We start from the raw sequence: 26,181 nt of genomic DNA, 5'->3' as shown, positions 1-26,181 counted from the left end.
CCTAGCTGTTGCCGCGCACGTCGAACTCCACCCTCCAGCGCTCTTCGCCCTGGACGGCTTGCGCCACCAGTTCCAAGGTGCCGGTATCGGTGGCGACGGCGGCCAGGGTCACCGCGACCACGTCGCCCGCCTGGCGTCCTTCAGCAGGCAGGGTGGCCTGGATTTCGCCAACTTCCTGCATGTCGTCCGGATGCCAGAAGTCGAGCAGGTCGCCCAGGCGGTCCTGGCGCCGTACCGACGAGCCGAAGAAACGCAGGGTGATGGCGTGCCCGACCACCAGACCGAACTGCTGGGTCTTGAGTTGCGCTTCGATGCCTTCTTCCATGCCGAACGGCGCCACGCACAGCAGCTGGATCGGCGGCTCGAAGCCGGGCACGGCTGGCATCGACGATTCGATGGCGACGTAGTAGGCACGCGCCGTCCCGCCGCGGATGCGGATGCCTTTGCCGCGCCGCACGTAGCCGTAGTACGCGGCGCCGCGCGCCACTGCCAGGTCGAGGTCGGCGCCGGTGAGCATGCGCGCAGGTTCCGCGCCTTCGCCGGCCAGCCAGTCGTTCAAAGTGGTGAGGGTACGTTCGGCCAGTACGTCGGACTTGAACACGCCGCCGTTGAACAGCACGGCGGTCGGGTGCAGGAAGCTGGCGCCGTCGCTGGTCTTGCCGGCGAAGCCTTCCAGCTCGGCCGTTGCGTTGGTCTGGCGTCCCAGCAGAGCGGCCAGGTGGCGGGTGACGCCGGCATCCTGCGCGTACGGCAGGCCCAGCTGGACCAGACCACCGCGCGGGCGGCTGACCGGACGGGCGGCCGCTTCCACTTGCGGGAAGAAGCCTTCGAGGATGGTGGCGCGCACTTCTTCCTGGGTCAGCTCGGTGCGGATCGAACCGCCGATCAGCTTGGAGCCGCGGCTTGGCACGACGATGGGCTGGGTGGCCAGTTGCGCATCGCTGAGCAGGTTTTCCTTGGCCGCGCGGCAAGCATAGGCCAGCGCGCGCATTTGCCAGGCGTCCAGCTGGGTGCCGGTGGCGGCGACCTTGCGCGCCACCAGGTGGGCCAGCGCCAGGTCCATATTGTCGCCGCCGAGCAGGATGTGGTCGCCCACGGCGATGCGGTGCAGTTCCAGGTTGCCGTCGCGCTCCAGGACGGTGACCAGCGAAAAGTCGCTGGTGCCGCCGCCCACGTCGATAACGAGGATGATGTCGCCCGGCTTGGCATCCTTGCGCCAGCGTCCGCCGCTGTTCTGGATCCAGTTGTAGAGCGCCGCTTGCGGCTCTTCCAGCAGGGTCAGGTTGACGTAGCCGGCGGCCTTGGCCGCTTCCACGGTCAGCTCGCGTGCGGCCGGGTCGAACGAGGCAGGAATGGTGACGGTGATGTCCTGCTCGTCGAATGGGGCTTCCGGATGGGCCGCGTTCCACGCGTTGCGCAGGTGCGCCAGGTAGCGGGTGGACGCTTCCAGCGGCGAGAGCTTGGTCACTTCCGGTGGCGCGTCGCTCGGCAGGATGGCTGCGCGGCGGTCGACGCCGGGATGGCACAGCCAGCTCTTGGCGCTCGACACCAGGCGGATCGGCGTCTGGGCACCGCGCGCGCGGGCGAATTCGCCGACGGCGTAGTCTTGCGTGCTGGTCCATGGCAGGTTCAGCGCGCCGGGCGGCAATTCATCGCCGTGCGGCATGTACAGGAAGGAGGGCAGCAGGTGGCCATTGCCGACCGCGCCGGCATCGACCAGTTGGGGAATGTCGAGCACGCCGTGGCTGGTTTTCTCGCCATCGCTGGCGGTCAGGTCCACATAGGCCAGGGCGCAGTGGGTGGTGCCGAGATCGATGCCGATCGAGAAGTAGGCGTTGCTCACAGTTCCACCTCCGCCTGGGCCACCACGGTGGCGTCGTGGCCGGCGGCCAGAGTGGGCAGGCGGACGTCCGCCGCGCGCCAGCCGCGATGGCTGATGCTGCCGTTGAACGGGGCCTTGCCGACCACGTTGCCGGTCAGGCGTACCGCGCGGGCGTCGAAGCCGTCGTTCAGGGTGACGCGGCTGCCTTCGGCTTCGTCGCGCACGGGGACGATGGTGAAGTGTTCGCGCAGTACCTTGGCGCAGCCTTCGTGGACCACGCGCGCGGCGGCGCCGATGTCGGCGTCGGAGAAGCCGCTCAGGTTTTCCTGGGTGAAGTCGATCAGGCGCGCATCGCGCTGGAGCAGGGACAGCAGCTGCAGGGCGGTGTCTGGCGTGGGAGCGGCTGGCTTGGGGGCTGGCGCTGGTGCGGCGGCCACCGGGGCGACTGGTGCAGGGGCGGGCGTTGGCGCGGGGATGCTGCCATGACGCACGCGCTCAACCCGGCCGGCGAAGTCGGCATCCGACAGCGCGCCGAAGAATGCGCCGAAAGCGATCGGAATGCGGCGGAGGAAAGAAGGCGGGTTGTTGTCCGGGGACGGGTGATTCGAGTCTGGCGTCGAGTCGATCATCAATTACTCCTGAGTGTGCCGGCTGTGTGTCGGACTGATAGGGTTGGCCGGGCAAAGGTGCCACAGGGCCGGAACCGGGATTGTATGCTGTGTAGGGCCTAAATTTATGCTGCGCGGCAGTATAAATCATTTGGCTACGACGCTGGTTAATGCCACTCTGTGTCATCAACGCAAAAAACAGCCTGCGCGGACGGCAGCTGCGGTAGAAGGGCGCCTGCGCTATGATGTTCTCATCACGCCTCAAGAATGATACAGCATGAATTCTATCGATAAAATTACTATTCGCGGCTACAAGTCAATTCGCTCATTGGAAAAGCTCAGGCTTAGCAATCTGAATGTGCTGATTGGCGCTAATGGCGCAGGAAAGAGCAACTTCATCAGTTTTTTCCGCATGTTGGCGCGCCTGATGGCGAGCGAGTTGAACTACTATGTCGCCAAAAGCGGTGGGCCTGATGCCCGGTGTCTGCTGTGCCGACCCCGCTGCACATATTTACCGCAGCATGCTGCGGCTCGGAAGCCTGGCTCGCTTACTTTTCTTTAGCAACTTCGACCCTTATACCAAGAAGGCGACCGGTTGGTTTTAAGCCGGACTCAGGTCGACAAGGCCGATGAGCTCATGCGCGCCATGTACCGGAGATTGGGCTATGAGCAACTGCGGCAACTGATTGCACGGTATGCGTCACGGGTGGGCGTCAAGCCGGGGACTCTACGGGTCTGGGAATTGAAAAATCGCTGGCTCCTGCTCGGCAACCGGCAACAGTTTCCTAGCCTTTGCAAAATTTCTGCCAATTTTTTATAAAAGTTTCGTTCATTTCGGTGCGCAGAGGGGTTTAATCTGCGAACAGATTAACGCTATCTAGTCGGATCGCGTACACATAAACTTCTTCCCTCCCTGCAATTTTTTTTACACCTGTACTATAGTCTGGGTGATAGAAAGTTGGTTGTGTATATCTAACCTCGCTATTTCGATATATGGAATGCAATATCATCGCCAACGAATGCGGTTTAGGTCCGAATGGAAGAAGTAGGCAGGCCTCTGTACCAGCGCTAGTGATATCATCTATTACGTCGAATGCATAGGAAACATCCCGAGAGTCGATTCGAATTGGCTCAGGAAATTCTTCGCCAGTGCCAAACAAGTTATTTAGCAGTTTCCAATTCCGCTGGAAGCTCGGAGCGCCAGGAGGAAAAGGGAACAATACGCTAGTTTTAGGCTGGTATCCAGTTGAGTCTAGTACGTTCGTGAGATCAAATGCCATGTAACCAAGGCCAACCACAACATGTTCCAACTGAACATCGACCAAGCTCTCCTTTGAAAATGCTTGGAACGTACGGACAGGGGCTTGATCTTCTGCAAGTGGACTAGCCGTGTATCTCTCGGGAATGGTATATGTAACTAGAACCTCTTCAACACCTTTATTTCCTAATATTCTTTTCAGAAGTACAACAAAAAATCGCTTCGGCATGGCCGACATGTCTATGACGATTTTTTTTGGGCCAGTTGCCAGCCAATCGTCGATCATGTCAATAAAATCTTGAGGTGGATCCAAAAGCTCAGCCTCAAAAAATTTGATAGCTGGAAATATTCTGACTATTTTCTTCGAATTTTTTTCAATTTTCCCTACCACCTCTTCCTTTAACCGCGGAGAAGCCGGATCAAGCTTCAAGAAAATCGAGTTCTTGACGTACTGTTTCATTAATTCAAGTGCAGTAGTAGAACGATCTTCAAAGCCACAAGTCCCGATAAAGTCCCAATGTCTGGCCACATCGCCAGTGAACCACCTATCTATATGCCCCCAAGGTCTGCGCATAGCTATTCCTTGTCGAATAAATTCAACTGTGCGACTTCAACAGGCGCTTGTTGTGATTTATAGCCACTGCCATTGCCAATCAACACCTCCGCCGCCTCGATGCGCCGACGAAGATCCGATACATTTGTATAAATCGGTTCCTTCGTTCGAATGTGTGGAATTCTAAAGTAAGGACAAAGTATTGGAGATAAATACCATTTGCGTCTTGGTTTCTTATCGGCGAGCTTGGTTGTATGAGGCCCTTCAAAGAGATCACCAAAATCCACGGCGAAAGCCAATACACGGCGGATTTCCTGATCGGACTCGATGTCATCAGTCGTTAGGGAAAATCCGTTATGCCCTGGATTGGACATAGCACGATCTCCCCCCATTTCTTTACTAAACCAAATTCCCAACATTTGAATCAACCGTCGACGTGTATCGCCATTATGACCTTGAGAAATTACATTCTCAAACCATGTACGGCTGGCATCGAATATACCTGTCGCTTGCACTGAAGGTTCAATCTGTGGGAGTTTGCCATTCGGATAGCGGCTCGCTTGAGGCGTACGCAACCAAGCTTGCCATATAAATTTGCAAACCGTAATAAAGCACAGCGTATTGCCGCCACTCAATCCTATAACATCTTCAACCCCAGACCATACCAAGCGTGCCTTGGACTTCGCAGCTATTTGCATTAGCGCTTGATCGTTCCGTTCTTTCCTCCAGTAGTATTTTCCCCACGGCGGTGAGCCGGGATCAAACCCCATCCGAACCACATCGCCCTTACCCCTTTGCCGCGACCATGCCTCGGCAAATTTTGCTTCAAGTGGTGACCTCTTCACAAGATCTTCCAGGAAACTCTTCCAAGGCTGTGGCCATTGTTCGTCCAAATCCAGGGTTTTATCTGGGGCCTTGCCTGCATAGAGCTGCGAAAGCATATCATGAGAAATTCCCTTTCCCAAAACTGCCTTCATTATATTAGCGGCATCATCCTTCCCTACATCGAGATGCGCTGCAATTAACCGCCTCTTAAAAACATCCGCGGCGAGGCTCTTAAATATCCAAGTCTTCGAATTCTCGGATCTCTTAAAAATAACATCAAGGTCGACAACCGAAAAGTCACGCCCTTGTTCCAGTCGCGCCGCAGAGCCATACACCGTAAGCTGCTCTTCCCAAGCAAATCCACGGACGCCAATTCGATAGGACACGCGGGGGTCGCGCATAGCTAGCGCTTTATTAACCACTTGCCGAAACATAACACCTAGATCGAATTTCTTCTCCAGGTAATATAACTCTTCTAGCTGATCTATTCGAATGAAAACACTTGTGGCGTCTCCAATCACTCCACATTGCCTTAGACATTGAGCAGCAACCGCTATCGGCTCACCAATCGACGTGATGGAATTGCTTACAGCCTCAGGCAACAGGTCAGTTGCGAAGTTAAAATAGGATCGATAAATTTTCAATCGGTCTTCAAGCAAATGAAGCAAATTATCAAAGGATGACGGTATAGGCAAATAACCACCCCAGCAGGGATCCTTTGCAAGATTAATAGCCACTTGGTCTAAATTCGCTGAAGCCCCTGGCTGCACACCTGTCATTGCATTTAATTTAGGCTCACCCTTCTCGACTACCGTTTGAACTGAACGAAGAAGGTCACGTGTCACATAATAATTGATGAAATCGCCAAAAATACCTGCCAGCCGCTGTTTATCCTGTGCAGTGGCATTCCTTGATAAACGGGTGCCGATATCTTGAGCGCCGGCCCTAGCTAGATTAATTCCAGCACCTAGGTACGTTGCTACCCTCGCAGGAATCGGGAAATCTTGCCCTGAATCAGCATACGCGGCTTGCGTTTCAGGTTTTAGAAGCGTTAAAAGCATACTTTTTCCGCTACCTGGCGCGCCCCTTAAGATCACATTTCCGGGCCGAAAAAGCTCTTGAGCAGAATTAATAATAGCCGGACTGAAAATCTGGACGAACTCTTCCGACTGGATATGTTCAGCGATGGTCGATTCTGCGAATGGGTTTATTGAGAAGTTCATTTCAGCTTCCGTCGCCCCGACCGCGGGAAAAGAGGACTCCATTTAGATTCGGAGTGTATGGGCCTGATCGTATTGTTCGGACAATTCGCCTCAGAAACAAAAAGATATCCTTGCTCATCTTCAAAGCCATAAGCTTTTTTGTCGCCGGTGGACTGAGCGTATAGCTCAACCATCTTTCTGGCTCTTGTAGAAGTAGCGAGTTCAGGAATCGCCGCTAAACGCGTGACGACACAATCGCCGCTCAGCACTACCACTGGCTTAAACTGTATTTTCCCCTCACTCTTATCCGCCAGCTGCTGTAGCGTGTCACATCCTTTAGATCCGATAATTAGTGGAACAATTAATACAGGAACCTCACTAATCCGTTTTGCAAATTCTACTGCCGGCGTAATTTGGGTACCAGATCCCACGAAATCTTCAATAAGCACAACTTGCTTAAATTTCTGGTCTCTAATATAATCCTTGATTGCAGTCTCAGAACCAAACCTCTCCAAAGACCTCCAATCCGGAAAATATTCAGGTTGCTCGATATGATTGACGTGTCTAAACGCGCTAATTCTCAGGCTATCTGTAATTGGACAGAACCATGTTTTCGCGACGGTATTCTTTAATTCGGCAATAATATTCTTGCTTCGCAGATCGAAATTGTGAACTTCGGCAACCCAATTTGGCACGGTCATTTCGAATGCCACGCGATACAATTCAACGAGCTCGTGACGACCAACATAAAATATATCATCTATTAGCTGGAATGCTTCCCATCGATCGTCGTCGTTCGCAAAGTTTTTCAGCCAAAGGTCTAGTCGCTGAAAAAAATCTCTCGGGACAGAGTCGGAATTGGAAATGATGAGCGGCTCATAATTCGCGAAAAGTTTCTTTGCGTAAAGGCCATACTTCTCCATTAACTGAGAGCAAAGTATTTCTCGATCTTGATGGGACTGCCACTCATCGAATATGCGGTTCATAATTTGCTATATAAAGCAGCTTTCAACTGCTGAGCCAACAATACAGATATGGCAGGCGGTACGGCGTTGCCAATAACCTTAAATTGGTCTCTGATGGATCCCGAAAAGTCGAATGTATCCGGGAAGCTCTGGATCCTCGCGGCCTCCCGCACCGAAAATCCCCTATGTTCGCTAGGGTGAAGGAAATAACGTGGATTGCCGAAGTTGGTATCAACCGTGTAACTTGGCGCGTCCCAAGAGAAACGGCGATATTTGCCGTTGAAACGTCGCCTGAGGTCAACATAATTCCCATCAAATGTGAGGAAATTCTTTTCAACAAGCTGAGCGGTTTTTTTTACAACTCCCTTACCGTGGAGTTTTGTCAAAACAGCAATATCAACTGGATCGGCGTCTCCGTTTTCTCTCCGACGCAACTGCCGCCTTAGCTTCAAAATAGAAATCAGCAACTCCTTTTCCTCAGACGAAGTTTCGCCAAACACTTCTGGGATTTCCCAGCTATGTACGCTCCGCTCTCCAGCACGAACGTCGCAGAGCTTTCGTCCAGGTCCAATCCGCTCCGCAATTCGCCAGTCCAAGCTTCCAGGGGCCATGGGCAAGAACAAGTCGCCTGACCCAACTCGATGAGCTGAGTCCAACACGTCACGCAAAGATGGGGGAGTGACAGGGCGCAGAGTATCGCTCAAAGAAAATGGGTCTCTGTCCTTAAACGCGATCAGAAAAACCCGTTTGCGCATTTGCGCTACACCATAGTCGTTCATGGCGATAGTTTCGTAGTGAACGCGATAGCCAGCACTTTGCAATATCTTGACGCCATTGTCCCAAATCTCTTTATGTGCGCCAGCCAAGGCACCGGGGACATTTTCGAATATTGCTGCGCGAGGAGAGGCCTTACGAACAAGTTCGCAAGACGTTAACAACAATGAGTTGCGAGGATCTAGGACGTTCCGTTTCCCCACTAAGGAGAAACCTTGGCATGGAGATCCTGAAATAACGACATCAACACCACTCGGTATGGTGAATTCCTTGGATGAGATATCCGACACTACGCCGACAGGGACGAGATTGTTGTTATAGTTCTGTACCGCTACAGGATCAATGTCATGTGCGCTCAGAATGCGAAAGCCAGCGGCCTCAAACCCGCTGTCTAGACCACCGCACCCTGAGAACAGGCTAACAGCCGTTAACCTCTTGTTGCCCAACGTCGTACCCCTCGTATATAAGCCATGTGCCAAGCAGTATAGCTTAGGAGGCATTCCAAAGGAACGTTAGTTAAAATTTAGTTTTTAGCCAAGACGATTTCCTTTCGGAAATCCCTTAGCTGAGGAACGGCATGCAAACCCGATGTCTATATTCTAAGCTTTGAAAGTGTTGGCCAGCTTGCAGAGTCTTACTAAAGGTCCGCGCGGTTGTCCATTCAATAACCTAATTGAGTATTAACCATTTGACATTGAAAGGCGAAGCACTTGTCCTTTGGTAGAATTCTAGAAATGAAAGAGGCCCATGCGTTTCTGCATGAGCCTCTCGTTTCTTCGCCAGATTGCTGTTCCCAACCTGCCAGCTTTTGGGACCACCTACAACAGCTTAGGCGTCGATATTTCCCGCCCGTAGCGCATTCGACTCAATGAAGTTCCTGCGCGGCTCGACTTCATCACCCATCAAGGTGGTGAAAATTTGATCCGCCGCAATCGCGTCATCGATCTGCACTTTCAGCAAACGGCGCACAGTCGGGTCCATCGTGGTTTCCCACAGCTGTTCCGGATTCATCTCGCCCAGCCCTTTGTAGCGCTGCTTGCTGACAGTGCGCTCGGCTTCGTCGCGCAGCCATTGCATCGCGTGGTGGAAGTCGTCAACCGCCGTTTCCTTCATGCGCTCGCCTTCGCCGCGGCGGATAAACGCGCCTTCGCCGATCAAACCCTGGAAGGTCGCCGCAGCACTGGCCAAGGTCGAATAATCGGCACCCTGCACAAAATCGGCATCGATCGAGCTTACCTGGATATTGCCATGGTGCATACGCTCGATGCGCAGCGCGTGTTTTTCGCTCAGGTCGTCCGAACGCACACTCACCTTGACGGCTTTGTCGTCGATCATCTTTTCCATCGCGGCGGCCGATACCCCGGCGTTGTCCAGCGTGTCCAGATTGAGCGTCACGCCGGTCATGATGGCGGTCAGCGCGGCGCGGTCGATCACGCGCGTCAGGCGCATCATGATCGCGTTCGCCAGGTTGAACTGGCGTACCAGTTCGGCCAGCGGTTCGCCGGAAATCGGCTCGCCGCCGTCGCGCGGGGTCAGTACGGCGCTGTTTAACGCCACCGTCATCATGTAGCTCGCTTCTTCCACGTCATCCTTGAGATAACGCTCGTCGCGGCCCGACTTGACCTTGTACAGCGGCGGTTGCGCGATATAGATATGGCCGCGTTCCACTAGTTGTGGCATCTGGCGATAGAACAGGGTCAGCAGCAGGGTGCGGATGTGGGCGCCATCGACGTCCGCATCGGTCATAATAATAATGCGGTGATAACGCAGCTTCTCGACGTTGAATTCGTCCGGTCCGATCGAGGTACCCAAAGTCGCGATCAGGGTCGTGATCTGTTCCGACGACAGCATCTTTTCAAAGCGCGCCTTTTCCACGTTCAGCACCTTGCCGCGCAGCGGCAAAATGGCCTGGAATTTACGGTCGCGCCCTTGTTTTGCCGAGCCACCTGCCGAATCACCCTCGACGATGTACAGTTCGCACAGCGCCGGGTCTTTTTCCTGGCAATCGGCCAGTTTGGCCGACAGGCCCAAACCGTCCATGATGCCTTTGCGGCGGGTCAGGTCGCGGGCCTTGCGGGCCGCTTCACGCGCGCGCGCCGCTTCCACGATTTTGCCGCAAATGATTTTGGCGTCGTTCGGCTTTTCCATCAGGTAGTCGGTCAGCGTCTTGGCGACGATTTCCTCGACCGGGCCGCGCACTTCGCTCGATACCAGTTTGTCCTTGGTCTGCGAGCTGAATTTCGGCTCGGGCACTTTCACCGACAGCACGCAGGTCAGGCCTTCGCGCATGTCGTCGCCGCTGATTTCAACCTTGGCTTTCTTGGCGAAATCGTGCTCGTCGATATATTTGTTGATCACGCGCGTCATCGCGGCGCGCAGGCCGGTCAGGTGGGTGCCGCCGTCGCGCTGCGGAATGTTATTGGTGAAGCACAGCACCTGTTCGTTGTAGGCGTCGTTCCATTGCATGGAGACGTCGACGCTGATATTGGTGCCCTGGTCGGACAGGCGTTCGCCGGTGGCCTGGAACACGGTCGGGTGCAGGACGGTCTTGGCTTTGTTGATGTACTCGACGAAGCCACGCGTGCCGCCTTCGAAGGCGAAGATTTCTTCCTTGCCGGTGCGCTGGTCAGTCAGTTTGATATTGACGCCGTTATTCAGGAACGACAGTTCGCGAATCCGCTTGGCCAGGATTTCGTAGTGAAATTCGACGTGCGTGAAAATCTCTTCGTCGGCCCAGAAGTGGACGTCGGTGCCGCGTTTGTCGGTTTCGCCGATGACCTTGATCGGCGAAACAGCCACGCCGTCGATCATTTCGATTTCGCGGTTCTGCGGCACGCCCCGTACGAATTCCATGTAGTGCACTTTGCCGTCGCGGCGGATGGTCAGCTTGAGCAGTTTCGACAGGCCGTTGACGCAGGACACGCCCACGCCGTGCAGACCGCCCGAGACTTTGTACGAGTTCTGGTCGAACTTGCCGCCGGCGTGCAATTCGGTCATGACGATTTCGGCGGCGCTGCGCTTCGGCTCGTGTTTGTCGTCGAATTTGAGGCCGGTCGGTACGCCGCGGCCGTTATCGGTGATCGAAATCGAATTGTCCGAGTGGATCGTGACGTGGATTTCGGTGCAGTGACCCGCCAGCGATTCGTCGATTGAGTTGTCCAGCACTTCGAACACCAGGTGGTGCAGGCCGGTGCCGTCCGAGGTGTCGCCAATGTACATGCCGGGGCGCTTGCGCACCGCTTCCAGACCTTCGAGGATCTGGATTGAGGAGGCTCCGTATTCTTCGATCTTGGCGGGGATTGCTGGTGTGTTCTCGGACATGGACTGCTTTCTCAAAAAACGATGTATCGGGTACTAAATGTGGAAACGGCCTCGTCGTTCCGCACCAAGGTGGCACTCGGCGGGAACCCAAGGTTATCGAGCCGCCTGTAGCTACGGTACGAACTTGGGTTCCCGCCTGCGCGGGAACGACGGAACATACGTTCCCGGTATTGCTTGCTGCTTAAATCCGCATCGGCATAACGACGTACTTGAAGTCCGCGTTATCCGGAATCGAAATCAGCGCCGACGAGTTCGAGTCGCCCAGGGCGATGTTGATCTGGTCGCACTTCAAATTGTTCAACACGTCCAGCAAATAGGTCACGTTGAAACCAATGTCGACACTGTCGCCGCCGTAGTCGATCTCCAGCTCTTCAACCGCTTCTTCCTGATCGGCATTGGTCGAGCTGATCTTCATGCTGCCCGGGCTGATGATGCAGCGTACGCCCTTGAATTTGTCGCTCGTCATGATCGCCGCGCGTTGCAGCGAACGCAGCAACTCGTCGCGGCCGATCGTGAAGTCGTTCTTGTAGCCCTTCGGAATCACACGCGTGTAATCCGGGAACTTGCCTTCCACCAGCTTCGAGACCAGCTCGATGTCGGCGAAGGTCAGCTTGACTTGGGAAGTGGAAATGTCCAACTGGACCGTCTCGTCGCTTTCTTCCAGCAAACGCTGCAATTCGATAATCGTCTTGCGCGGAATGATGACTTCCTGGCGCGTGAATTCCTGCTCGGTCTCGACCTGGCAAAACGCCAGGCGGTGGCCGTCGGTCGCCACGGCGATCACGTTGCGGCCATCGAGCACCAGCAGCAGGCCGTTCAGGTAGTAACGGATGTCCTGTTGCGCCATCGAAAAGTGCACCATGTTGAACAGGTGCTTGAGCGTTTTCTGCGGCAGGGTGACCGTGGCGTTGTAGGTGTCCGCGACCGAAACGGTCGGAAACTCTTCCGCCGCCAGGGTTTGCAGCGCAAAGCGCGATTTGCCGGTCTGCACCGTCAGGCGCTTGTTCAGCAGGGTCATCGTGACGTCGCCCGACTCGGGCAGGGCGCGCAAAATGTCCAGCAGCTTGCGCGCGGCCACGGTGGTACCGGCCACATCGGCACCCGAGCCGATGCTGGCGTGCGTCGTGATCTGCACTTCGGTGTCCGTCGACAGGAACGAGACGTTTTCGCCGTCCTTGCGGATGAGGATATTGGCCAGAATCGGCATAGTGTGCCGACGCTCGACAATACCGCTCACGATCTGCAGTGGCCGGAGAAGGGTATCTCGGGTGGTTTTGACCAATTGCATAGTAATCCTCGGTAGAGTTGTCAGAAATATACTGTATGGCCCGGTACGCAGTGCCGCTACGCCGGCCGCCCCCGGCAAGCGGGCTTGCCTTGAGGCTGACAACGCAACAACAGGGCCACGGTAACCTTGCTGCTAATGCTATATTTTGCCAGAAATTGCCGTTCGCACATTAATTCAGGCTTTAACCCTTCAAAGTCTGTTCCAGGACGTGCAGCTCATGGTTGCACTCGGCGTTCTTGGTGCGGTCGAGTGCGATCTTGCGCACCGCGTGCAGCACCGTGGTGTGGTCGCGTCCGCCGAACAGTTCGCCGATCTCCGGCAAGCTCTTCTGTGTCAGTTCCTTGGCCAGGTACATCGCGATCTGGCGCGGCCGCGCAATGTTCGCAGGCCGGCGCTTGGAGTACATGTCGGCCACCTTGATGCTGAAGAAGTCGGCCACCGTCTTCTGGATGTTTTCCACCGAGATCTGGCGGTTCTGTACCGACAGCAAATCCTTCAGCGCTTCCTTCACCACGTCGATGGTGATGTCCTTGCCGTGGAAGCGCGAGTACGCCAGGATCTTGCGCAGCGCGCCTTCGAGCTCGCGCACGTTCGAGCGCAGGTGCTTGGCCACGAAGAAGGCCACGTCGTCGGAGAACGTCACGCCTTCGGACTGGGCTTTCTTGAGCAGGATCGCCACGCGCATTTCCAGCTCCGGCGGCTCGATCGCCACCGTCAGGCCGGAATCGAAACGCGAGATCAGGCGGTCGTCCATGCCGGTGATTTCTTTTGGATACGTATCGCTGGTGATGATGATCTGCTTCTTCGCTGCAATCAGTGCCTCGAACGCGTAGAAAAACTCTTCCTGCGTACGGCTCTTGCCGCCGAAGAATTGAATATCATCGATCAGCAGCATGTCCAGCGAGTGGTAGTAATGCTTGAAGTCGTCGAAGCCCTTGCGCTGATAGGCGGTGACGACGTCGCGTACATACTGTTCCGCGTGGATGTAGCGAATCTTCGCGCCCGGCTGGTCGGCCATCACCTGGTTGCCGATCGCGTGGATCAAGTGCGTTTTACCGAGGCCCACGCCGCCGTAGAAGAACAGCGGGTTGTAGCTCACGCCCGGATTGTTGGCCACCTGGATCGCGGCGGCGCGCGCCAGCTGGTTGGCCTTACCGGTGACGAAGCTGTCGAAGGTCAGGTCGGTGTTGACGCGGCTCTGTTCGCGACGCGGCGAATTTCCGATGTTGAACATTTCCGGTGCCGCCGGATTGTCCGCCGTACCGTTACCATTGCCGGGGCCATTGTTGATGGTGCCGGGCAGCGGGCCGTCGTTCGGGGCCGGGTGGGGCGCGACCGGTTTTTTCGGCAGCGCGTTACGCGGGTCGAGCACGAACTGCACTTCCGTCGGCGCTTCCCAGTACTGGGAGGCGAGGGCGGTGATGCGGTTGGCGAACTGCGACTTCACCCAGTCCAGCTTGAAGCGGTTCGGTGCTGCGATGCGCAACTTGCCGTCCTCGTAGTCGAGGGCAACCAGCGGTTTGATCCACGCACTGAATTGTTGCGGCGTCAGCTCCAGTTCCAACTGCGCGGAACAGGTCTGCCAAAAATTTTCCATGAATCTTCTGTCTGAATAAGGTGTGGAGGGGCGGTTCGATGATGCTTCGCTAGCGCATGCGTTGCGAGCGGTTCGCCACACGTAACACGCTATTCTACCCGCGACGGCCCGAGTTATCCACAGGCACGCTGCTTATTTTCGGTGCGGAGGTGACGTGGCAGAGGGGAAATGGAGGAAAGGCAAGTTGTCGTAAATTCACGCCGTTCTCGTATTCTGCACGCGCCGCATCCGCCGCCGCCGCCGCCGCCGTCGTTCCCGCGAAGGCGGGAACCCAAGTTCGTTGAGCCGCCGGAGGCTTCGGCACGGAATTGGGTTCCCGCCTTCGCGGGAACGACGGCGGGGAGCGGCAGTGGTCGACGGGAGCAAAGGGCGCGGCACTGTGTTTCCCACCCCACATTTCCCCGCCAAAAACACCCCGGCCAAGCCCCCAAACCACAGCCTTCCTTGACAAAAGCCAGTCAAATGAGTTCTAATCCAAGGTTCCCCGCCCGTACTCCGTGCAAATGAGTCAATCTGTTGTGACTTATTGGTGTGGCTTAGCGGGTAAATATGAGTATTTTTGCTGTGGCGTGACGCTGGCTTAACATCTGCGAAATGTCATTGGCGCCGAAAACTGACGGGACGTCAGACCCGATTTTGCATTTTATTTTGCTTTAAGCGAGACCACCATGAAACGTACTTACCAACCTTCCGTCGTTCGTCGCAAGCGTACGCACGGCTTCCGCGCACGTATGGCTACCCGTGGCGGTCGCGATGTGCTCAATGCACGCCGCGCCAAGGGTCGCAAACGCCTGGCTGTATAAGTCTGGCACTTACTGCTCGATCGCGGTTGGCTATGACTAGCGAAGGTTCACACGACTTCGCGCGCGTTCGGCGTATCGTTAAAACGGATGAATTTTCATCCGTTTTTCGTTTGCGCCCTGCCCAAAAAACGGCCCATTTCGTGCTCTACACCCGCTCGAACGACTTGCCGCATGCGCGGCTCGGCGTGGTCGTGGCCAAGCGCTTTGCGCCCCGTGCCGTCACCCGCAATACGATCAAGCGCGTGACGCGCGAGCTGTTCCGCATGGCGCCGCTGCCTCCCGTCGACTGCATCGTGCGCCTCGCGCGCCCGGTCAACACCAAGCAAGGCCCGGCCACCACCGCCGCGCTCAAGGCGATCCTGCGCGCTGAAATTGCGCGCCTGTTTTCGTCCCAGGCGCCACGTAGTGCGCCGCATAGTGCGTCACATAGTGCGCCGCATAGTGCGTCACCTGGTGCGTCACATAGTGCGCCGCGCGATGCGACCGGCGATGCGGCAAGCGAGCCGAAAGCGTCACCATGAATACCCTGCTCGTCTGGTTATTGCGTGGCTATCAGCTGATGTTATCCCCGATGCTGGGGCAGCGCTGCCGCTTTTACCCGACCTGCTCCAATTATGCGATCGAAGCGATCCGCACCCACGGCGCCGCGCGCGGCAGCCTGCTTAGCGCGCGCCGCCTGTGCCGCTGCCATCCGTGGGATGATGGCGGATTCGATCCGGTGCCGCCCGCGCGCCCGAAGAATTCTTCTACAGCCGCTTGCGGCTGCAACCACTCCTGACCAATACCTCAATGGAAATCAATAAACGTACTATCCTGTGGATCGTGTTTTCCGTCTCGCTGGTGGTTCTCTGGAACGACTGGATGGTAGCGAACGGTAAACAGTCCATGTTTTCCGCCGCGCCGCCTGCGAAGACGGCCGTGGTCGCCACCACCGCACCGGCCACCAGCCTGCCGGCCGCCGCTGGCGTGGCCGGCGTGCCTGGCACCGCCGCGCCGGCCGCTTTCAAGGGCGAAACGATCACCATCACCACCGATGTCATGAAAGTCGACATCGATACCGCCGGTGGCGTGATCAAGCGTCTTGAATTGCTCAAGTTCCGCGATTCCATCGACAAGACCAAGAACCAGGTCCTGTTCGATGTGACGCCCAAGGGCATCTACGTCGGCCAGACCGGCCTGATCGGCAATGTGGCCGGCGCAGCGATGCCGAGCCATGAAACCGGCTTCATCGCCAAGTCCGGTCCGCGCGCGCTCGACAGCGCCAACGAAGTCCAGCTCGTGCTCGAAGCCGAGCAGGCCGGCGTCAAGCTGACCAAGACCTTCACCTTCAAGCGCGGCGATTACCTGATCGGCATGCGCCACGATGTCGCCAACGTCGGCACCGTTCCGGTCAACCCGTCGCTGTACGTTCAGCTGCTGCACCACGGCAACAAGCCAGAGGGCGAGTCCTACTTCAATTCGAGCTACACCGGCCCGACGATGTACACCCCGGCCGAGCACTACCAGAAGCTGACGTTCGAAGCCATCGAGAAAAAAGGTCACGCCGAGCACGCCACCAAGGCGAACGATGGCTGGGTCGCCATTTCGCAGCACTATTTTGTCTCGGCTTTCCTGCCGCCGGCAAACAAGCCGCGTGATATTTTCACCAAGAAGATCGACACCAACCTGTACGCCATCGGTACCCTGATGCCTCTGGGCGCCATCGCCCCGGGCGCGAGCGTGTCGAGCGACGTGCGGCTGTATTCCGGTCCGCAGGACGAGAACAAGCTGGCCACCATCGCGCCGGGCCTGGAGCGGGTCAAGGATTATGGTTTCCTGACCATCATCGCGCAGCCGATTTTCTGGGTCATGGACCAGATCCATAACGTCCTGGGCAACTGGGGCTGGACCATCATCGCCTTCACCATCCTGATCAAGCTGCTGTTCTTCCCGCTGTCGGCTGCCGGCTACAAGAGCATGGCGCGCATCAAGGTGGTCACGCCGAAAATGCAAGCCATCCGCGAGAAGTACAAAGGCGACCCGGCCAAGATGAACCAGGCCACGATGGAACTGTACAAGACCGAAAAGATCAATCCGCTGGGCGGCTGCCTGCCGATCCTGGTCCAGATGCCGGTCTTTATCGCCCTGTACTGGGTGCTGCAGGCGTCCGCCGAAATGCGCGGCGCCCCATGGATCGGCTGGATCACCGACCTGACCGCGCCGGACCCGTACTTCATCCTGCCGGTGCTGTACGCGATCTCGATGTTCATCACGACCAAGCTGAACCCGGCCCCGGCCGATCCGATGCAAGCGAAGATGATGCTGTTCATGCCGCTGGCGTTCTCGGTCATGTTCATCTTCTTCCCGTCGGGCCTGGTGCTGTACTGGGTAGTCAACAACATCTTGTCGATCGGCCAGCAATGGGTGATCACCAAGAAATTTGAAGATGCGGCAGCCAAGAAATAAGCGTTAGCCGCGCTCAAAAAAGCCCGTGTTCCTCACGGGCTTTTTTTATGCCCGCACGCGCGCCAATAGAATGCCGCCAGCCTGTTGCGGCAATTAAATTACAATCACGACTATGAAACTCGATACTTCCCCCATCGCCGCTATCGCCACCGCACCGGGCCGCGGCGGCATCGGCGTCGTGCGCGCCTCCGGCAAATCGCTGGCGCCGCTGCTGGCCGTGCTGTTTCCGGATGTCACGTTGAGCGCGCGCCGCGCGACCTATATTCCTTTCAAGCAGGCCGACGGCAGCGTGATCGACCAGGGTATCGCCCTGTATTTCAAGGGACCGCACTCGTACACCGGCGAAGACGTGCTCGAACTGCAAGGCCATGGCGGACCGATTGTGTTGCAGATGCTGCTCGCACGCGTGCTCGAAGCGGGCGCCGAATCCGGCTTGCGCCTGGCCGAGCCGGGCGAATTCACGCGCCGCGCCTATCTGAACGACAAGCTCGACCTGGCCCAGGCCGAAGCGGTCGCCGACCTGATCGACGCCTCCACCGAGGCGGCCGCCAAGTCGGCCACGCAGTCGCTCTCCGGCGCCTTTTCCAAGACCATCAATACCCTGGTCGAGCAAACCACCGGCCTGCGCATGCTGGTCGAAGCGACCCTCGATTTCCCGGAAGAAGAGATCGACTTCCTCGAAAAGTCCGACGCGCGCGGCCAGCTGGCCGTCATCGTTGCCTCCCTGGAGCGCGTGTTCCAGCAGGCGGCCCAGGGCGCGCTGCTGCGCGAGGGACTCAACGTGGTGCTGGTCGGCCAGCCCAACGTGGGTAAGTCTTCACTTCTCAACGCCCTGGCCGGAGCCGACGTGGCCATCGTCACGCCGATCGCCGGCACCACGCGCGACAAGGTCAGCGAAACCATCCAGATCGAAGGTATTCCGCTCAACATCATCGACACCGCCGGCATCCGCACCATCGACGACGCCGTCGACGTGGTCGAACGCATCGGCATCGAGCGCACCTGGGGCGAAGTGGCCAAGGCCGACGTCATCCTGCACCTGCTCGACGCCGACCAGGGGCCGACCCGGGCCGACGACGCCATCGTCGCCGCCTTTCCGGCTGGCGTGCCGGTGTTGCGCGTGTGGAACAAGATCGACCTGTCGGGCCATAAACCGTCGGTCAACCCGACCGAGGAAGCGACTAATATCTATCTGTCGGCGCATGAGCACGTGGGCATGGACTTGCTGCGCGCGGAATTGTTGCGCATCGCTGGGTGGCAGCAGACCGGCGAATCGCTGTTCCTGGCGCGCGAACGGCATCTGATTGCCTTGCGCTCGGCGCACAAGCATCTGGCGCTGGCGGGCGAGCATGCCGCGCAAAACGACCAGTCGCTCGACCTGTTTGCCGAGGAATTGCGGCTGGCGCAGGCGCAGCTGTCGAGCATTACCGGCCAGTTTTCGTCGGACGACTTGCTGGGTGTGATTTTCAGCCGCTTTTGCATCGGCAAATAAGCCGCATGTCGCGAATGGCGTTAAATTTAGCTCCGTCATTCCCGCCTCTCCAGGAACTGGTCTCTGGGCTCGATGGCGTTTAGGTTCAGCGTTTTTCTGACCACAAACTTCAGAACCGTCATTCCCGCGCAGGTCCCAGTTTCCAAGAAAACTCCTCGAATTCCGTGGAACAAGGCAAGTCCCGGGGTAAATGCCGATAACGCAAGCTTCGTCATTCCCGCGCAGGCGGGAATCCAAGTTTCAATGAGCCCGCCTGCAACTGCGCTACGGAATTGGATTCCCGCCTGCGCGGGAAAGACGGTCTTGAAGTTTGTGGTCAGAAACCGCTGAACCTAACGCCACCGAGTCGAAACGCCAGTTCCTGGAGAGGCGGGAATCCAATTTTGTTCCGTAGCCGTCGGCTCAACGCCGGACTTGGATTCCCGCCGAGTGCCGCCTTGGCGCCGGAATGACGAAGCTTGCGTTAGCGGCATTAGTCTTTGGACTTGCCTCGTTCCAAGGGATTGGAGAAGTTTCTTAGAAACTGGAGGCTGCGCGGGAATGACGGAGCTAGGTTTCTGGGCAGCAATGGCAGTTCCCGACCGCAGCATGGAAACCACGATGCCCGCCGAAGTGGGATCGTAAATTTTCATTGGAACCGTATGGCATCGAAAGAAGACATTCAGCGGCACAAGGATAACTACCGCGCCGCCGCGCGCGCGCAGCAGGAGGCTGAAGAAGCGGCGATGCCGATTTCGCGCGAGCACCTGGCCGGCCTGTTCGACCATCTGGATGCAGCGCTGGGCCGGGAGCCGTGTCAGCATACGCTGCGCCTGACCCGCTTGTTTCTGACGTCGCACTCCTTGCCCGAAGCCACTGTCGTGCCGTGGCTGGGCCAGTACGGCGGCTATTGCGACTGCGAAGTGCTGGCCAATGTGGAAGATCGCTGGGGCGAGTAACACGGCCGTCCCGGAACCGAACCTCGTCTCTGGCCGGCCCCGCCACGGCTGTTAAACTTGCGGCCATCTCCAACAAGAATAACAGGTCCCGACATGGCATTACCTCAAACCCTGGATGAACTGCGCAGCCGTTTCAACGCCGGCGAATCGTTTTCGTTTTTGCAGTTCTGGGGCCACACGCCCGCCAAGGATGGCAAGATCACCTGTAGCTGCTTCAGCCAGTGGTACGACGCCCCGTTCGAGCTCGACGGCGACCGTTACGCCACCGCCGAGCACTTCATGATGGCCGCCAAGGCGCGCCTGTTCAATGACGAGTCCACCCGCGCCAAGGTACTGGCCGCGCCCACCCCCGGCGCCGCCAAGGCGCTCGGCCGCAGCGTGGCCGGTTTTGTCGATGCCGACTGGCTGGCGCACCGTTTCGATATCGTCTGCCGCGCCAATGTCGCCAAATTCGGACAAAACCCGGCCCTGCGCGAGTTCCTGACCGGTACCGGCACGCACGTGCTGGTCGAAGCCAGTCCGGTCGACCGCATCTGGGGCACCGGCCTGGCCGCGGCCGACCCCCGGTCGGAAGACCCGAACCAGTGGGAAGGTCCGAACCTGCTCGGATTCGCCCTGATGGAGGCGCGCCGGCAGCTGCGGCAGGCGTGACCGCCGGTCCCGTTGTGTTGTGGATGTGCATCAGTTATCTCTATAGCAATGAAACTAATGTTGCTATAATGCTCAGCTGATCGACACAATGACAACCGAAGGGATGTGTATGAAGAAGTATTTTCGCGCGGCAGCTATTCTGCTAGTGCAACTGGCAGCCTTGCCTGCTTTTGCCGCGCCCGCGATCGCCACGCCTGTCTGCGATATTCTGCCCAGCGCGACCATCGCGGCGCTGATCGGCATGCCGGTCGTCGGCAAGGAAGCCAGCACGGGGATGTTTTCGGAAGCATGCGTGTTCACGACGGCGGCCGCCAAGCAGGGTCCCTCCATGTTCATCATCGAGCACTACACCAAGCCACTGCCGGCCGGCGCCGAAAAAGACATGGTGATGACCACGCCGACCAGCCAGGTGCTCCCGGTCGCCGGCCTTGGCGACGAGGCGTGGATGAACAGCTATACCAGCGAATTGCTGGTGCGCCGCGGCAGCGCCGTGCATAAGATTATCGCCCGCGCGGTCGAGTGCGAAAAGCTGGCCGATGAAACGTACGATGAGCAGGACGTGCGCTGCACCGCCAAACGGGTCGGCATACTGAAGCAGACGGCAGCGGCGATCCTCGCGCAATAGTCCGCGCCAGGCGCCGCCAGACGGCATATGCACAAGGCAAGTCGCACGGTGCGCGCATGAGTCCGCTCATTTGATATAGTGGCTCATTCGCCGCATTTTCAGGAGTGGCTGCCCGATGATCCCGATTTGCCCCGCCGATGATGCCCACGTCAAGCCGGTTGCCGCTTGCGTGCAATGCAGAAATAACGACGAACTGGATTTCGATTTCGAATACGCCTACCAGCCGATCATTCACCTGCGCCAGCGCGCCATTTACGCGCACGAAGCGCTGGTGCGCGGGCCGAACGGCGAATCGGCGTATTCGGTGCTTTCCAAGGTCAACGATACCAACCGCTACATGTTCGACCAGGCGTGCCGGGTACGGGCCATTCGCGGCGCGGCCGAACTGGGCATCGCCGAGCTGCTGTCGATTAACTTCCTGCCGAATGCCGTGTACCGGCCCGAAGCCTGCATCCGCAGCACCTTCAATGCGGCGCGCGAATATGGCTTTCCGATCGAGCGGATTATCTTCGAGGTCACCGAAAGCGAACAGGTGATGGACCGCCCGCACCTCGTCAATATCTTCGAAGAGTACCGCCGCTTCGGTTTTCGCACCGCCATCGACGATTTCGGCGCCGGCTATGCCGGCTTGAACCTCCTGTCCGAATTCCAGCCCGATATCATCAAGATCGACATGCAGCTGGTGCGCGATATCGATACCAGCCCGGCCAGGCAAGCCATCGTGTCGGGCATCGTGAGCATTTGCGCCAAGCTGGGTATCGCGGTGCTGGCCGAAGGCATCGAAACGCGGGGCGAACGCGATTTCCTGCGCGATGCCGGCGTGGATCTGATGCAGGGCTATCTGTTCTGCCAGCCCGCGTTCCGCGCGATCGGCGTGGTCGATCCGGCCGCCTGGAAGTAAACTAAAAAAATATTCAAAAAAGCTGTCGATTTCGCGGCGGCTGCTTCGTCGTCGTAGTAGCAACCCACTCTTCAAGGAGAAAACGCTATGCTCGACACGCCGTATATTACCCGCACCGACCCGGTGCAGGCGGCCGTCATTCGCCTCGACATTCCACGCGCCGAGATCGTCCACGTGATGGGCCCCGGCATGGCCGAATTGCTGGCCACGACCGCGGCCCAGGGCGTCGGCCCTGCCGGACGCTGCTATTCGCACCACTTCAGCATGCAGTCCGACCGTTTCGACTTTGAAATCGGCGTCCCGGTGTCCGCGCCGGTCACGCCAGCCGGGCGCGTGCAGCCCGGTGTACTGCCGGCGGCGCGGGTGGCACGCGCCGTCCTGCATGGTCCCTACGACGCCTTGCCCGGCGCCTGGGGCCAGCTGATGGCCTGGATCGAGGCGCAGGGCCTGAGCAAAGCGCCTGGCCTGTGGGAAGTGTACGTCAGCGGTCCGGATCTCGATCCCGATCCGTCCACCTGGCGCACGGAACTTAACCAACCATTGACTGACTAACCAATATACGCAAAGGAGAATCTCCATGAGCACGCAAGCCGTCAAACGTATTCCCGAAGACATGCACACCGTTACCCCGCACATCGTGTGCGCCGACGCCGTGTCGGCCATCGATTTTTATGTCAAGGCCTTCGGCGCCACCGATACCGGCAAGATGCTGGCGCCGAATGGCAAGCTGATCCACGGAATGATCCGCATCGGCGACTCCGCCATCATGCTGGCCGAAGAAACGCCGGAGTGGGGTTCCATCGGCCCCCTGACCCTGAAAGGCTCGCCCGTCACCCTGCATCTGTACGTGCAGGACGCCGATGCGGCATTCAAGCGCGCCGTCGACGCCGGCGCCACCGCCGTCATGCCGCCGTCCGACATGTTCTGGGGCGACCGCTATGGCGTGGTCAAGGACCCGTATGGCCACAGCTGGTCGATCGCCCATCACGTGCGCGACATGACCATGGAAGAAATGCAGGAAGGCGCGGCCAAGGCCTGCGGCGAACCCGGCGGAAAACAGGAGACCTGACATGAGATTCATGATCATCGTCAAGGCCAGCCCCGAGTCCGAGGCTGGAAAAATGCCCAGCGAAAAGCTGCTGACCGAGATGGGCAAATACAACGAAGAATTGGTCAAGGCCGGCGTGATGCTTGCTGGCGAAGGCTTGCACCCGAGTTCGCGCGGCGCGCGCGTCCAGTTTTCGGGCAACAAACGCACCGTGGTCGACGGGCCGTTTGCCGAAACCAAGGAGCTGGTTGCGGGCTTCTGGCTGATTCAGGTAAAGTCGAAGGAAGAAGCGATCGAGTGGGTCAAACGCTGTCCGAATCCGATGGAAAGCGATTCCGAGATCGAGATCCGGCAAGTGTTTGAGGCCGAAGATTTCGGCGCCGAATTCACGCCGGAGTTGCGCGAGCAGGAAGAACGATTGCGCGCGCAGCTGTAGTCCCATGTCGATCCCGCCCTTTCCCGCCCATCAGGCGCGGGAAGGGCGGTTCGTCGGCACGATTCGTTCACTGCGTCCCCACCTGGAGAACACCATGCGCTACATGCTCTTGCGGCGATCCGACCCGGCCCACGAAGCCGGCCTGCCCATCTCGCCCGCCCGCCGCGCGGCCCTGGTGGCCTACACCGGCGCCATGGCGGACGCCGGCATCCTGCGCGCCTGCGAGCACCTGCTTCCCAGCGCCAGCGGCGTGCGCCTGAGCATCGCCAACGGCCGCGTGACCCGGACTGACGGTCCTTTTGCGGCGGCGCACGCGCTCATTGCCGGCTTCGCGGCGATCGATGTCGCATCGAAAGGCGAAGCGCTGGAATGGGCCGCGCGCTGGCCGCCGGGTGAGGCGGGCGCCGCCGAGGTCGAGGTGCGCCTGAGCGGTTGTCCCGATGGCTGCGCCGATGTCCACGCGGCCGAGCAGCCCGGTGCGTCGGGCCAGCGTTACGCCATCCTGCTGCGTTCCAGCGTCGACCTGGAAAATGAAATCCCGGTCGCCCGCGCCCGGCTTGACGCCCTGGACGCCCACAATGCGGCCGAGGCGCGCGCCGGCGTGCTGCTGGGGGCCGACGGGCTGCGCTCGAGCGCCTTGGCCACGCGCGTCAGGCTGGCGTCCGGCAAGCTGACCGTGGTCGATGGCCCCTTCACCGAAATCAAGGAAATGATCGCCGGCTACTGGCTGATCCGCGCCCCGTCGCTGCAGGACGCTATCGCCTGGGCCACGCGCAATCCGTATCCGGTCGGCCCGCCGGTCGAGGTGGAAATCCGCCAGCTGGCCGAGCTGCATGACGGCGCCGCTGTCTTCACGCCCGAGTTGCGCGCCGCCGAGCAGCACATGCGCACTCATCAGCTCGACGCCGGCATGCGCGCGCAGCTGGCCGGCGCGCCCGTGCCGCGCTAACCGATGGCGGCAAAGGAACCGATGCCAGCAAAGGAAGCGACGCAGGCGAAGCACACGGCCGCGCGCGTGATCGAAGGCGTCTGGCGCATCGAGTCGGCCCGCATCATCGGGGCGCTGGCGCGCATGCTGCGCAATGTCGGCCTGGCCGAGGAGCTGGCGCAGGACGCCTTGGTCAGTGCGCTGGAACGCTGGCCCGAGGCCGGCATTCCCGACAATCCGGCCGCCTGGCTGATGACGGTGGCCAAGAACCGCGCGCTCGACCATCTGCGCCATGCCACCTTGCAGCGCAACAAGGAGTCCGAGCTTACCTACGAGATCGAAACCCTGCTGCAGGATGCCGCGCCCGACCTCGACGCCACCCTGGAAGACGACATCGGCGACGATCTGCTGCGCCTGATGTTCGTCGCCTGCCACCCGGTGCTCTCGACCGAGGCGCGGGTGGCGCTCACCTTGCGCTTGCTGGGCGGGCTGACGACCGATGAAATCGCCCATGCGTTTCTCGTCTCCGAAGCGACGGTGGCGCAGCGCATCGTGCGCGCCAAGCGCACCCTGGCCGAAGCGAAGGTTCCGTTCGAGGTACCGCGCACCGACCAGTTGGTGGCGCGTCTGGCGTCGGTGTTGCAAGTCATTTATCTGATCTACAACGAAGGCTATTCGGCCAGCGCCGGCGGCGACTGGATGCGCCCCAAGCTGTGCGACGAGGCTTTGCGGCTGGGGCGTATCCTCGCTGGCCTGTTGCCGCACGAATCGGAGGTGCACGGTCTGGTGGCGTTGATGGAAATCCAGTCCTCGCGCGCACGGGCGCGGCTCGGGCCTCAAGGCGAGCCGGTCTTGCTGCTCGACCAGGACCGCAGCCGCTGGGACCAGTTGCTGATCCGGCGCGGGTTGGCGGCGCTGGAGAAAGCCGGGCAGCTGGGCGAGAGCTACGGTCCGTACGCGCTGCAGGCCGCCATCGCCGCCTGCCATGCGCGCGCGTTGACACCGGAGCAGACCGACTGGCAGCGCATTGCCGCGCTGTACGATGCGCTGGCGCAGCTGATGCCGTCGCCCGTGGTGGAGCTCAACCGCGCGGTGGTGCTGGGGATGGCGTACGGGCCGGCGGCCGGGCTGGAACTGGTCGATGCGCTGATCGCCAGCGATACGCTGCGCAATTATCACTTGCTGCCCAGCGTGCGCGGCGATTTGCTGGCGCGCCTGGGGCGCACGGACGAGGCATGTGCCGAGTTCAAGCAGGCGGCGGAGTTGACCAATAATTTGCGCGAGCGGGCGCTGCTGCTGGCGCGCGCGCAAGGTTGCGCTGGGGATGGGGGATAGACGGATAGACAGATGCGCTGCGTGCCGCCGGCGGATGTACTGCTTGGCGCAGGCGCCGGGTAGGGCTGCAAACCTTAAGACCGTCATTCCCGCGCAGGTCCCAGTTTCCAAGAAACTCCTCGAATTCCGTGGAACAAGGCAAGTCCCGGGGTAAATGCCGATAACGCAAGCTTCGTCATTCCCGCGCCAAGGCGGCACTCGGCGGGAATCCAAGTTTCAATGAGCCGCCTGCAACTTCGCTACGGAATTGGATTCCCGCCTGCGCGGGAAAGACGGTCTTGAAGTTTGTGGTCAGAAACCGCTGAACCTAACGCCATCGAGTCGAAACGCCAGTTCCTGGAGAGGCGGGAATCCAAGGCACCTTCG

At 58.9% G+C, this 26,181-nt stretch carries 23 protein-coding genes and 1 pseudogene; 15 read left to right on the top strand and 9 right to left on the bottom strand.

Going from position 1 to position 26,181, the window contains the following annotated elements; translation table 11 throughout:
- Position 1 precedes the first annotated feature (1 nt).
- Both CR152_RS00250 and CR152_RS00245 read right to left on the bottom strand, forming a co-directional pair.
- Positions 2 to 1,843, bottom strand: coding sequence for an Hsp70 family protein (locus CR152_RS00250; RefSeq protein ID WP_099872703.1), 1,842 nt, complete (start codon positions 1,841 to 1,843; stop codon positions 2 to 4).
- Positions 1,840 to 2,451 carry a DUF2760 domain-containing protein gene (locus tag CR152_RS00245; RefSeq protein WP_099872701.1) on the bottom strand — a complete coding sequence of 204 codons (612 nt, stop codon included), beginning with the start codon at positions 2,449 to 2,451 and terminating at the stop codon, positions 1,840 to 1,842. Before CR152_RS00245 ends, CR152_RS00250 begins: the two co-directional genes overlap by 4 nt.
- Before the next feature lie 256 nt (positions 2,452 to 2,707).
- Here CR152_RS00245 and CR152_RS00240 point away from each other — a divergent pair, with 256 nt between their 5' ends.
- Entirely contained in the window at positions 2,708 to 2,992 is a 285-nt protein-coding gene (locus tag CR152_RS00240) for an AAA family ATPase (protein WP_229413227.1), read from the top strand.
- Positions 2,993 to 3,281: 289 nt separating this feature from the next.
- Here CR152_RS00240 and CR152_RS32595 read toward each other — a convergent pair whose 3' ends face one another.
- From CR152_RS32595 to dnaA, 7 genes are all read right to left on the bottom strand, one after another.
- On the bottom strand, positions 3,282 to 4,262 hold the full coding sequence (locus CR152_RS32595; RefSeq protein ID WP_157778255.1) for a hypothetical protein: 981 nt from the start codon (positions 4,260 to 4,262) through the stop codon (positions 3,282 to 3,284).
- Positions 4,263 to 4,264: 2 nt separating this feature from the next.
- Entirely contained in the window at positions 4,265 to 6,289 is a 2,025-nt protein-coding gene (locus CR152_RS32590) for an ORC-CDC6 family AAA ATPase (RefSeq protein WP_157778254.1), read from the bottom strand.
- The gene (locus CR152_RS00230) at positions 6,286 to 7,254 is read right to left on the bottom strand and encodes a phosphoribosyltransferase-like protein (RefSeq protein WP_099872696.1); all 969 of its coding nucleotides are present in this window, start codon (positions 7,252 to 7,254) and stop codon (positions 6,286 to 6,288) included. Before CR152_RS00230 ends, CR152_RS32590 begins: the two co-directional genes overlap by 4 nt.
- Complete coding sequence (locus tag CR152_RS00225; RefSeq protein WP_157778253.1) at positions 7,251 to 8,453, bottom strand: DNA cytosine methyltransferase; 1,203 nt, start codon at positions 8,451 to 8,453, stop codon at positions 7,251 to 7,253. Before CR152_RS00225 ends, CR152_RS00230 begins: the two co-directional genes overlap by 4 nt.
- A gap of 382 nt (positions 8,454 to 8,835) precedes the next feature.
- A complete protein-coding gene (gyrB, locus tag CR152_RS00220) occupies positions 8,836 to 11,328 on the bottom strand; it encodes a DNA topoisomerase (ATP-hydrolyzing) subunit B (RefSeq protein ID WP_099872689.1) in 2,493 nt (830 codons plus the stop codon).
- Positions 11,329 to 11,509: 181 nt separating this feature from the next.
- A complete protein-coding gene (gene dnaN, locus CR152_RS00215; protein WP_054265133.1) occupies positions 11,510 to 12,616 on the bottom strand; it encodes a DNA polymerase III subunit beta in 1,107 nt (368 codons plus the stop codon).
- Positions 12,617 to 12,797: 181 nt separating this feature from the next.
- The gene (gene dnaA / locus CR152_RS00210) at positions 12,798 to 14,213 is read right to left on the bottom strand and encodes a chromosomal replication initiator protein DnaA (RefSeq protein ID WP_099872686.1); all 1,416 of its coding nucleotides are present in this window, start codon (positions 14,211 to 14,213) and stop codon (positions 12,798 to 12,800) included.
- 668 nt (positions 14,214 to 14,881) lie between these two features.
- On the opposite strand from dnaA, the gene rpmH reads away from it, so the two are divergent.
- The 14 genes and pseudogenes from rpmH (at position 14,882) to CR152_RS00135 (ending at position 25,815) form a co-directional block, all read left to right on the top strand.
- On the top strand, positions 14,882 to 15,016 hold the full coding sequence (gene rpmH, locus CR152_RS00205; protein WP_010401996.1) for a 50S ribosomal protein L34: 135 nt from the start codon (positions 14,882 to 14,884) through the stop codon (positions 15,014 to 15,016).
- 32 nt (positions 15,017 to 15,048) lie between these two features.
- A pseudogene (gene rnpA, locus CR152_RS00200) lies at positions 15,049 to 15,420 on the top strand (ribonuclease P protein component); the annotation flags it as partial.
- A gap of 113 nt (positions 15,421 to 15,533) precedes the next feature.
- A complete protein-coding gene (gene yidD / locus CR152_RS00195) occupies positions 15,534 to 15,794 on the top strand; it encodes a membrane protein insertion efficiency factor YidD (RefSeq protein ID WP_099872682.1) in 261 nt (86 codons plus the stop codon).
- An 11-nt stretch (positions 15,795 to 15,805) separates the two neighbouring features.
- Positions 15,806 to 17,461, top strand: a complete 1,656-nt coding sequence (gene yidC, locus CR152_RS00190) for a membrane protein insertase YidC (RefSeq protein WP_099872679.1) — start codon at positions 15,806 to 15,808, stop codon at positions 17,459 to 17,461.
- Between the two features lie 112 nt (positions 17,462 to 17,573).
- The gene (mnmE, locus tag CR152_RS00185) at positions 17,574 to 18,953 is read left to right on the top strand and encodes a tRNA uridine-5-carboxymethylaminomethyl(34) synthesis GTPase MnmE (RefSeq protein WP_099872675.1); all 1,380 of its coding nucleotides are present in this window, start codon (positions 17,574 to 17,576) and stop codon (positions 18,951 to 18,953) included.
- 641 nt (positions 18,954 to 19,594) lie between these two features.
- Positions 19,595 to 19,891, top strand: a complete 297-nt coding sequence (locus CR152_RS33740; protein WP_208640044.1) for a DUF2695 domain-containing protein — start codon at positions 19,595 to 19,597, stop codon at positions 19,889 to 19,891.
- 93 nt (positions 19,892 to 19,984) lie between these two features.
- A complete protein-coding gene (ybiA, locus tag CR152_RS00170) occupies positions 19,985 to 20,542 on the top strand; it encodes a riboflavin biosynthesis intermediates N-glycosidase (RefSeq protein WP_099872670.1) in 558 nt (185 codons plus the stop codon).
- Between the two features lie 109 nt (positions 20,543 to 20,651).
- Entirely contained in the window at positions 20,652 to 21,167 is a 516-nt protein-coding gene (locus tag CR152_RS00165; protein WP_099872667.1) for a hypothetical protein, read from the top strand.
- A 115-nt stretch (positions 21,168 to 21,282) separates the two neighbouring features.
- Positions 21,283 to 22,068 (top strand): EAL domain-containing protein, encoded by a 786-nt coding sequence (locus CR152_RS00160; RefSeq protein ID WP_099872665.1) that lies wholly within the window; start codon positions 21,283 to 21,285, stop codon positions 22,066 to 22,068.
- Positions 22,069 to 22,155: 87 nt separating this feature from the next.
- Positions 22,156 to 22,620 (top strand): GyrI-like domain-containing protein, encoded by a 465-nt coding sequence (locus tag CR152_RS00155; RefSeq protein WP_099872662.1) that lies wholly within the window; start codon positions 22,156 to 22,158, stop codon positions 22,618 to 22,620.
- A gap of 25 nt (positions 22,621 to 22,645) precedes the next feature.
- A complete protein-coding gene (locus CR152_RS00150) occupies positions 22,646 to 23,137 on the top strand; it encodes a VOC family protein (protein WP_099872659.1) in 492 nt (163 codons plus the stop codon).
- A 1-nt stretch (position 23,138) separates the two neighbouring features.
- Positions 23,139 to 23,552: a YciI family protein gene (locus tag CR152_RS00145; protein ID WP_099872656.1), complete on the top strand. Its 414-nt coding sequence runs from the start codon at positions 23,139 to 23,141 to the stop codon at positions 23,550 to 23,552.
- Between the two features lie 94 nt (positions 23,553 to 23,646).
- Positions 23,647 to 24,501 (top strand): YciI family protein, encoded by an 855-nt coding sequence (locus CR152_RS00140; RefSeq protein WP_167399852.1) that lies wholly within the window; start codon positions 23,647 to 23,649, stop codon positions 24,499 to 24,501.
- A gap of 21 nt (positions 24,502 to 24,522) precedes the next feature.
- Positions 24,523 to 25,815: an RNA polymerase sigma factor gene (locus CR152_RS00135; RefSeq protein ID WP_099872650.1), complete on the top strand. Its 1,293-nt coding sequence runs from the start codon at positions 24,523 to 24,525 to the stop codon at positions 25,813 to 25,815.
- Positions 25,816 to 26,181: the final 366 nt, after the last annotated feature.

This window comes from Massilia violaceinigra (genome assembly GCF_002752675.1).
Lineage (GTDB): Bacteria > Pseudomonadota > Gammaproteobacteria > Burkholderiales > Burkholderiaceae_D > Telluria_A > Telluria_A violaceinigra.
This window is presented reverse-complemented; position numbering and strand designations above follow the sequence as displayed.

Bases quoted from the DNA above. Each gene is read 5' to 3' on its own strand.
- CR152_RS00245 (WP_099872701.1), bottom strand. From the start codon at position 2,451: ATGATCGACTCGACGCCAGACTCGAATCACCCGTCCCCGGACAACAAC.
- CR152_RS00240 (WP_229413227.1), top strand. From the start codon at position 2,708: ATGAATTCTATCGATAAAATTACTATTCGCGGCTACAAGTCAATTCGC.
- CR152_RS32595 (WP_157778255.1), bottom strand. From the start codon at position 4,262: ATGCGCAGACCTTGGGGGCATATAGATAGGTGGTTCACTGGCGATGTG.
- CR152_RS32590 (WP_157778254.1), bottom strand. From the start codon at position 6,289: ATGAACTTCTCAATAAACCCATTCGCAGAATCGACCATCGCTGAACAT.
- CR152_RS00230 (WP_099872696.1), bottom strand. From the start codon at position 7,254: ATGAACCGCATATTCGATGAGTGGCAGTCCCATCAAGATCGAGAAATA.
- gyrB (WP_099872689.1), bottom strand. From the start codon at position 11,328: ATGTCCGAGAACACACCAGCAATCCCCGCCAAGATCGAAGAATACGGA.
- dnaN (WP_054265133.1), bottom strand. From the start codon at position 12,616: ATGCAATTGGTCAAAACCACCCGAGATACCCTTCTCCGGCCACTGCAG.
- dnaA (WP_099872686.1), bottom strand. From the start codon at position 14,213: ATGGAAAATTTTTGGCAGACCTGTTCCGCGCAGTTGGAACTGGAGCTG.
- rpmH (WP_010401996.1), top strand. From the start codon at position 14,882: ATGAAACGTACTTACCAACCTTCCGTCGTTCGTCGCAAGCGTACGCAC.
- yidD (WP_099872682.1), top strand. From the start codon at position 15,534: ATGAATACCCTGCTCGTCTGGTTATTGCGTGGCTATCAGCTGATGTTA.
- yidC (WP_099872679.1), top strand. From the start codon at position 15,806: ATGGAAATCAATAAACGTACTATCCTGTGGATCGTGTTTTCCGTCTCG.
- mnmE (WP_099872675.1), top strand. From the start codon at position 17,574: ATGAAACTCGATACTTCCCCCATCGCCGCTATCGCCACCGCACCGGGC.
- CR152_RS33740 (WP_208640044.1), top strand. From the start codon at position 19,595: ATGGCATCGAAAGAAGACATTCAGCGGCACAAGGATAACTACCGCGCC.
- ybiA (WP_099872670.1), top strand. From the start codon at position 19,985: ATGGCATTACCTCAAACCCTGGATGAACTGCGCAGCCGTTTCAACGCC.
- CR152_RS00165 (WP_099872667.1), top strand. From the start codon at position 20,652: ATGAAGAAGTATTTTCGCGCGGCAGCTATTCTGCTAGTGCAACTGGCA.
- CR152_RS00160 (WP_099872665.1), top strand. From the start codon at position 21,283: ATGATCCCGATTTGCCCCGCCGATGATGCCCACGTCAAGCCGGTTGCC.
- CR152_RS00155 (WP_099872662.1), top strand. From the start codon at position 22,156: ATGCTCGACACGCCGTATATTACCCGCACCGACCCGGTGCAGGCGGCC.
- CR152_RS00150 (WP_099872659.1), top strand. From the start codon at position 22,646: ATGAGCACGCAAGCCGTCAAACGTATTCCCGAAGACATGCACACCGTT.
- CR152_RS00145 (WP_099872656.1), top strand. From the start codon at position 23,139: ATGAGATTCATGATCATCGTCAAGGCCAGCCCCGAGTCCGAGGCTGGA.
- CR152_RS00140 (WP_167399852.1), top strand. From the start codon at position 23,647: ATGCGCTACATGCTCTTGCGGCGATCCGACCCGGCCCACGAAGCCGGC.
- CR152_RS00135 (WP_099872650.1), top strand. From the start codon at position 24,523: ATGCCAGCAAAGGAAGCGACGCAGGCGAAGCACACGGCCGCGCGCGTG.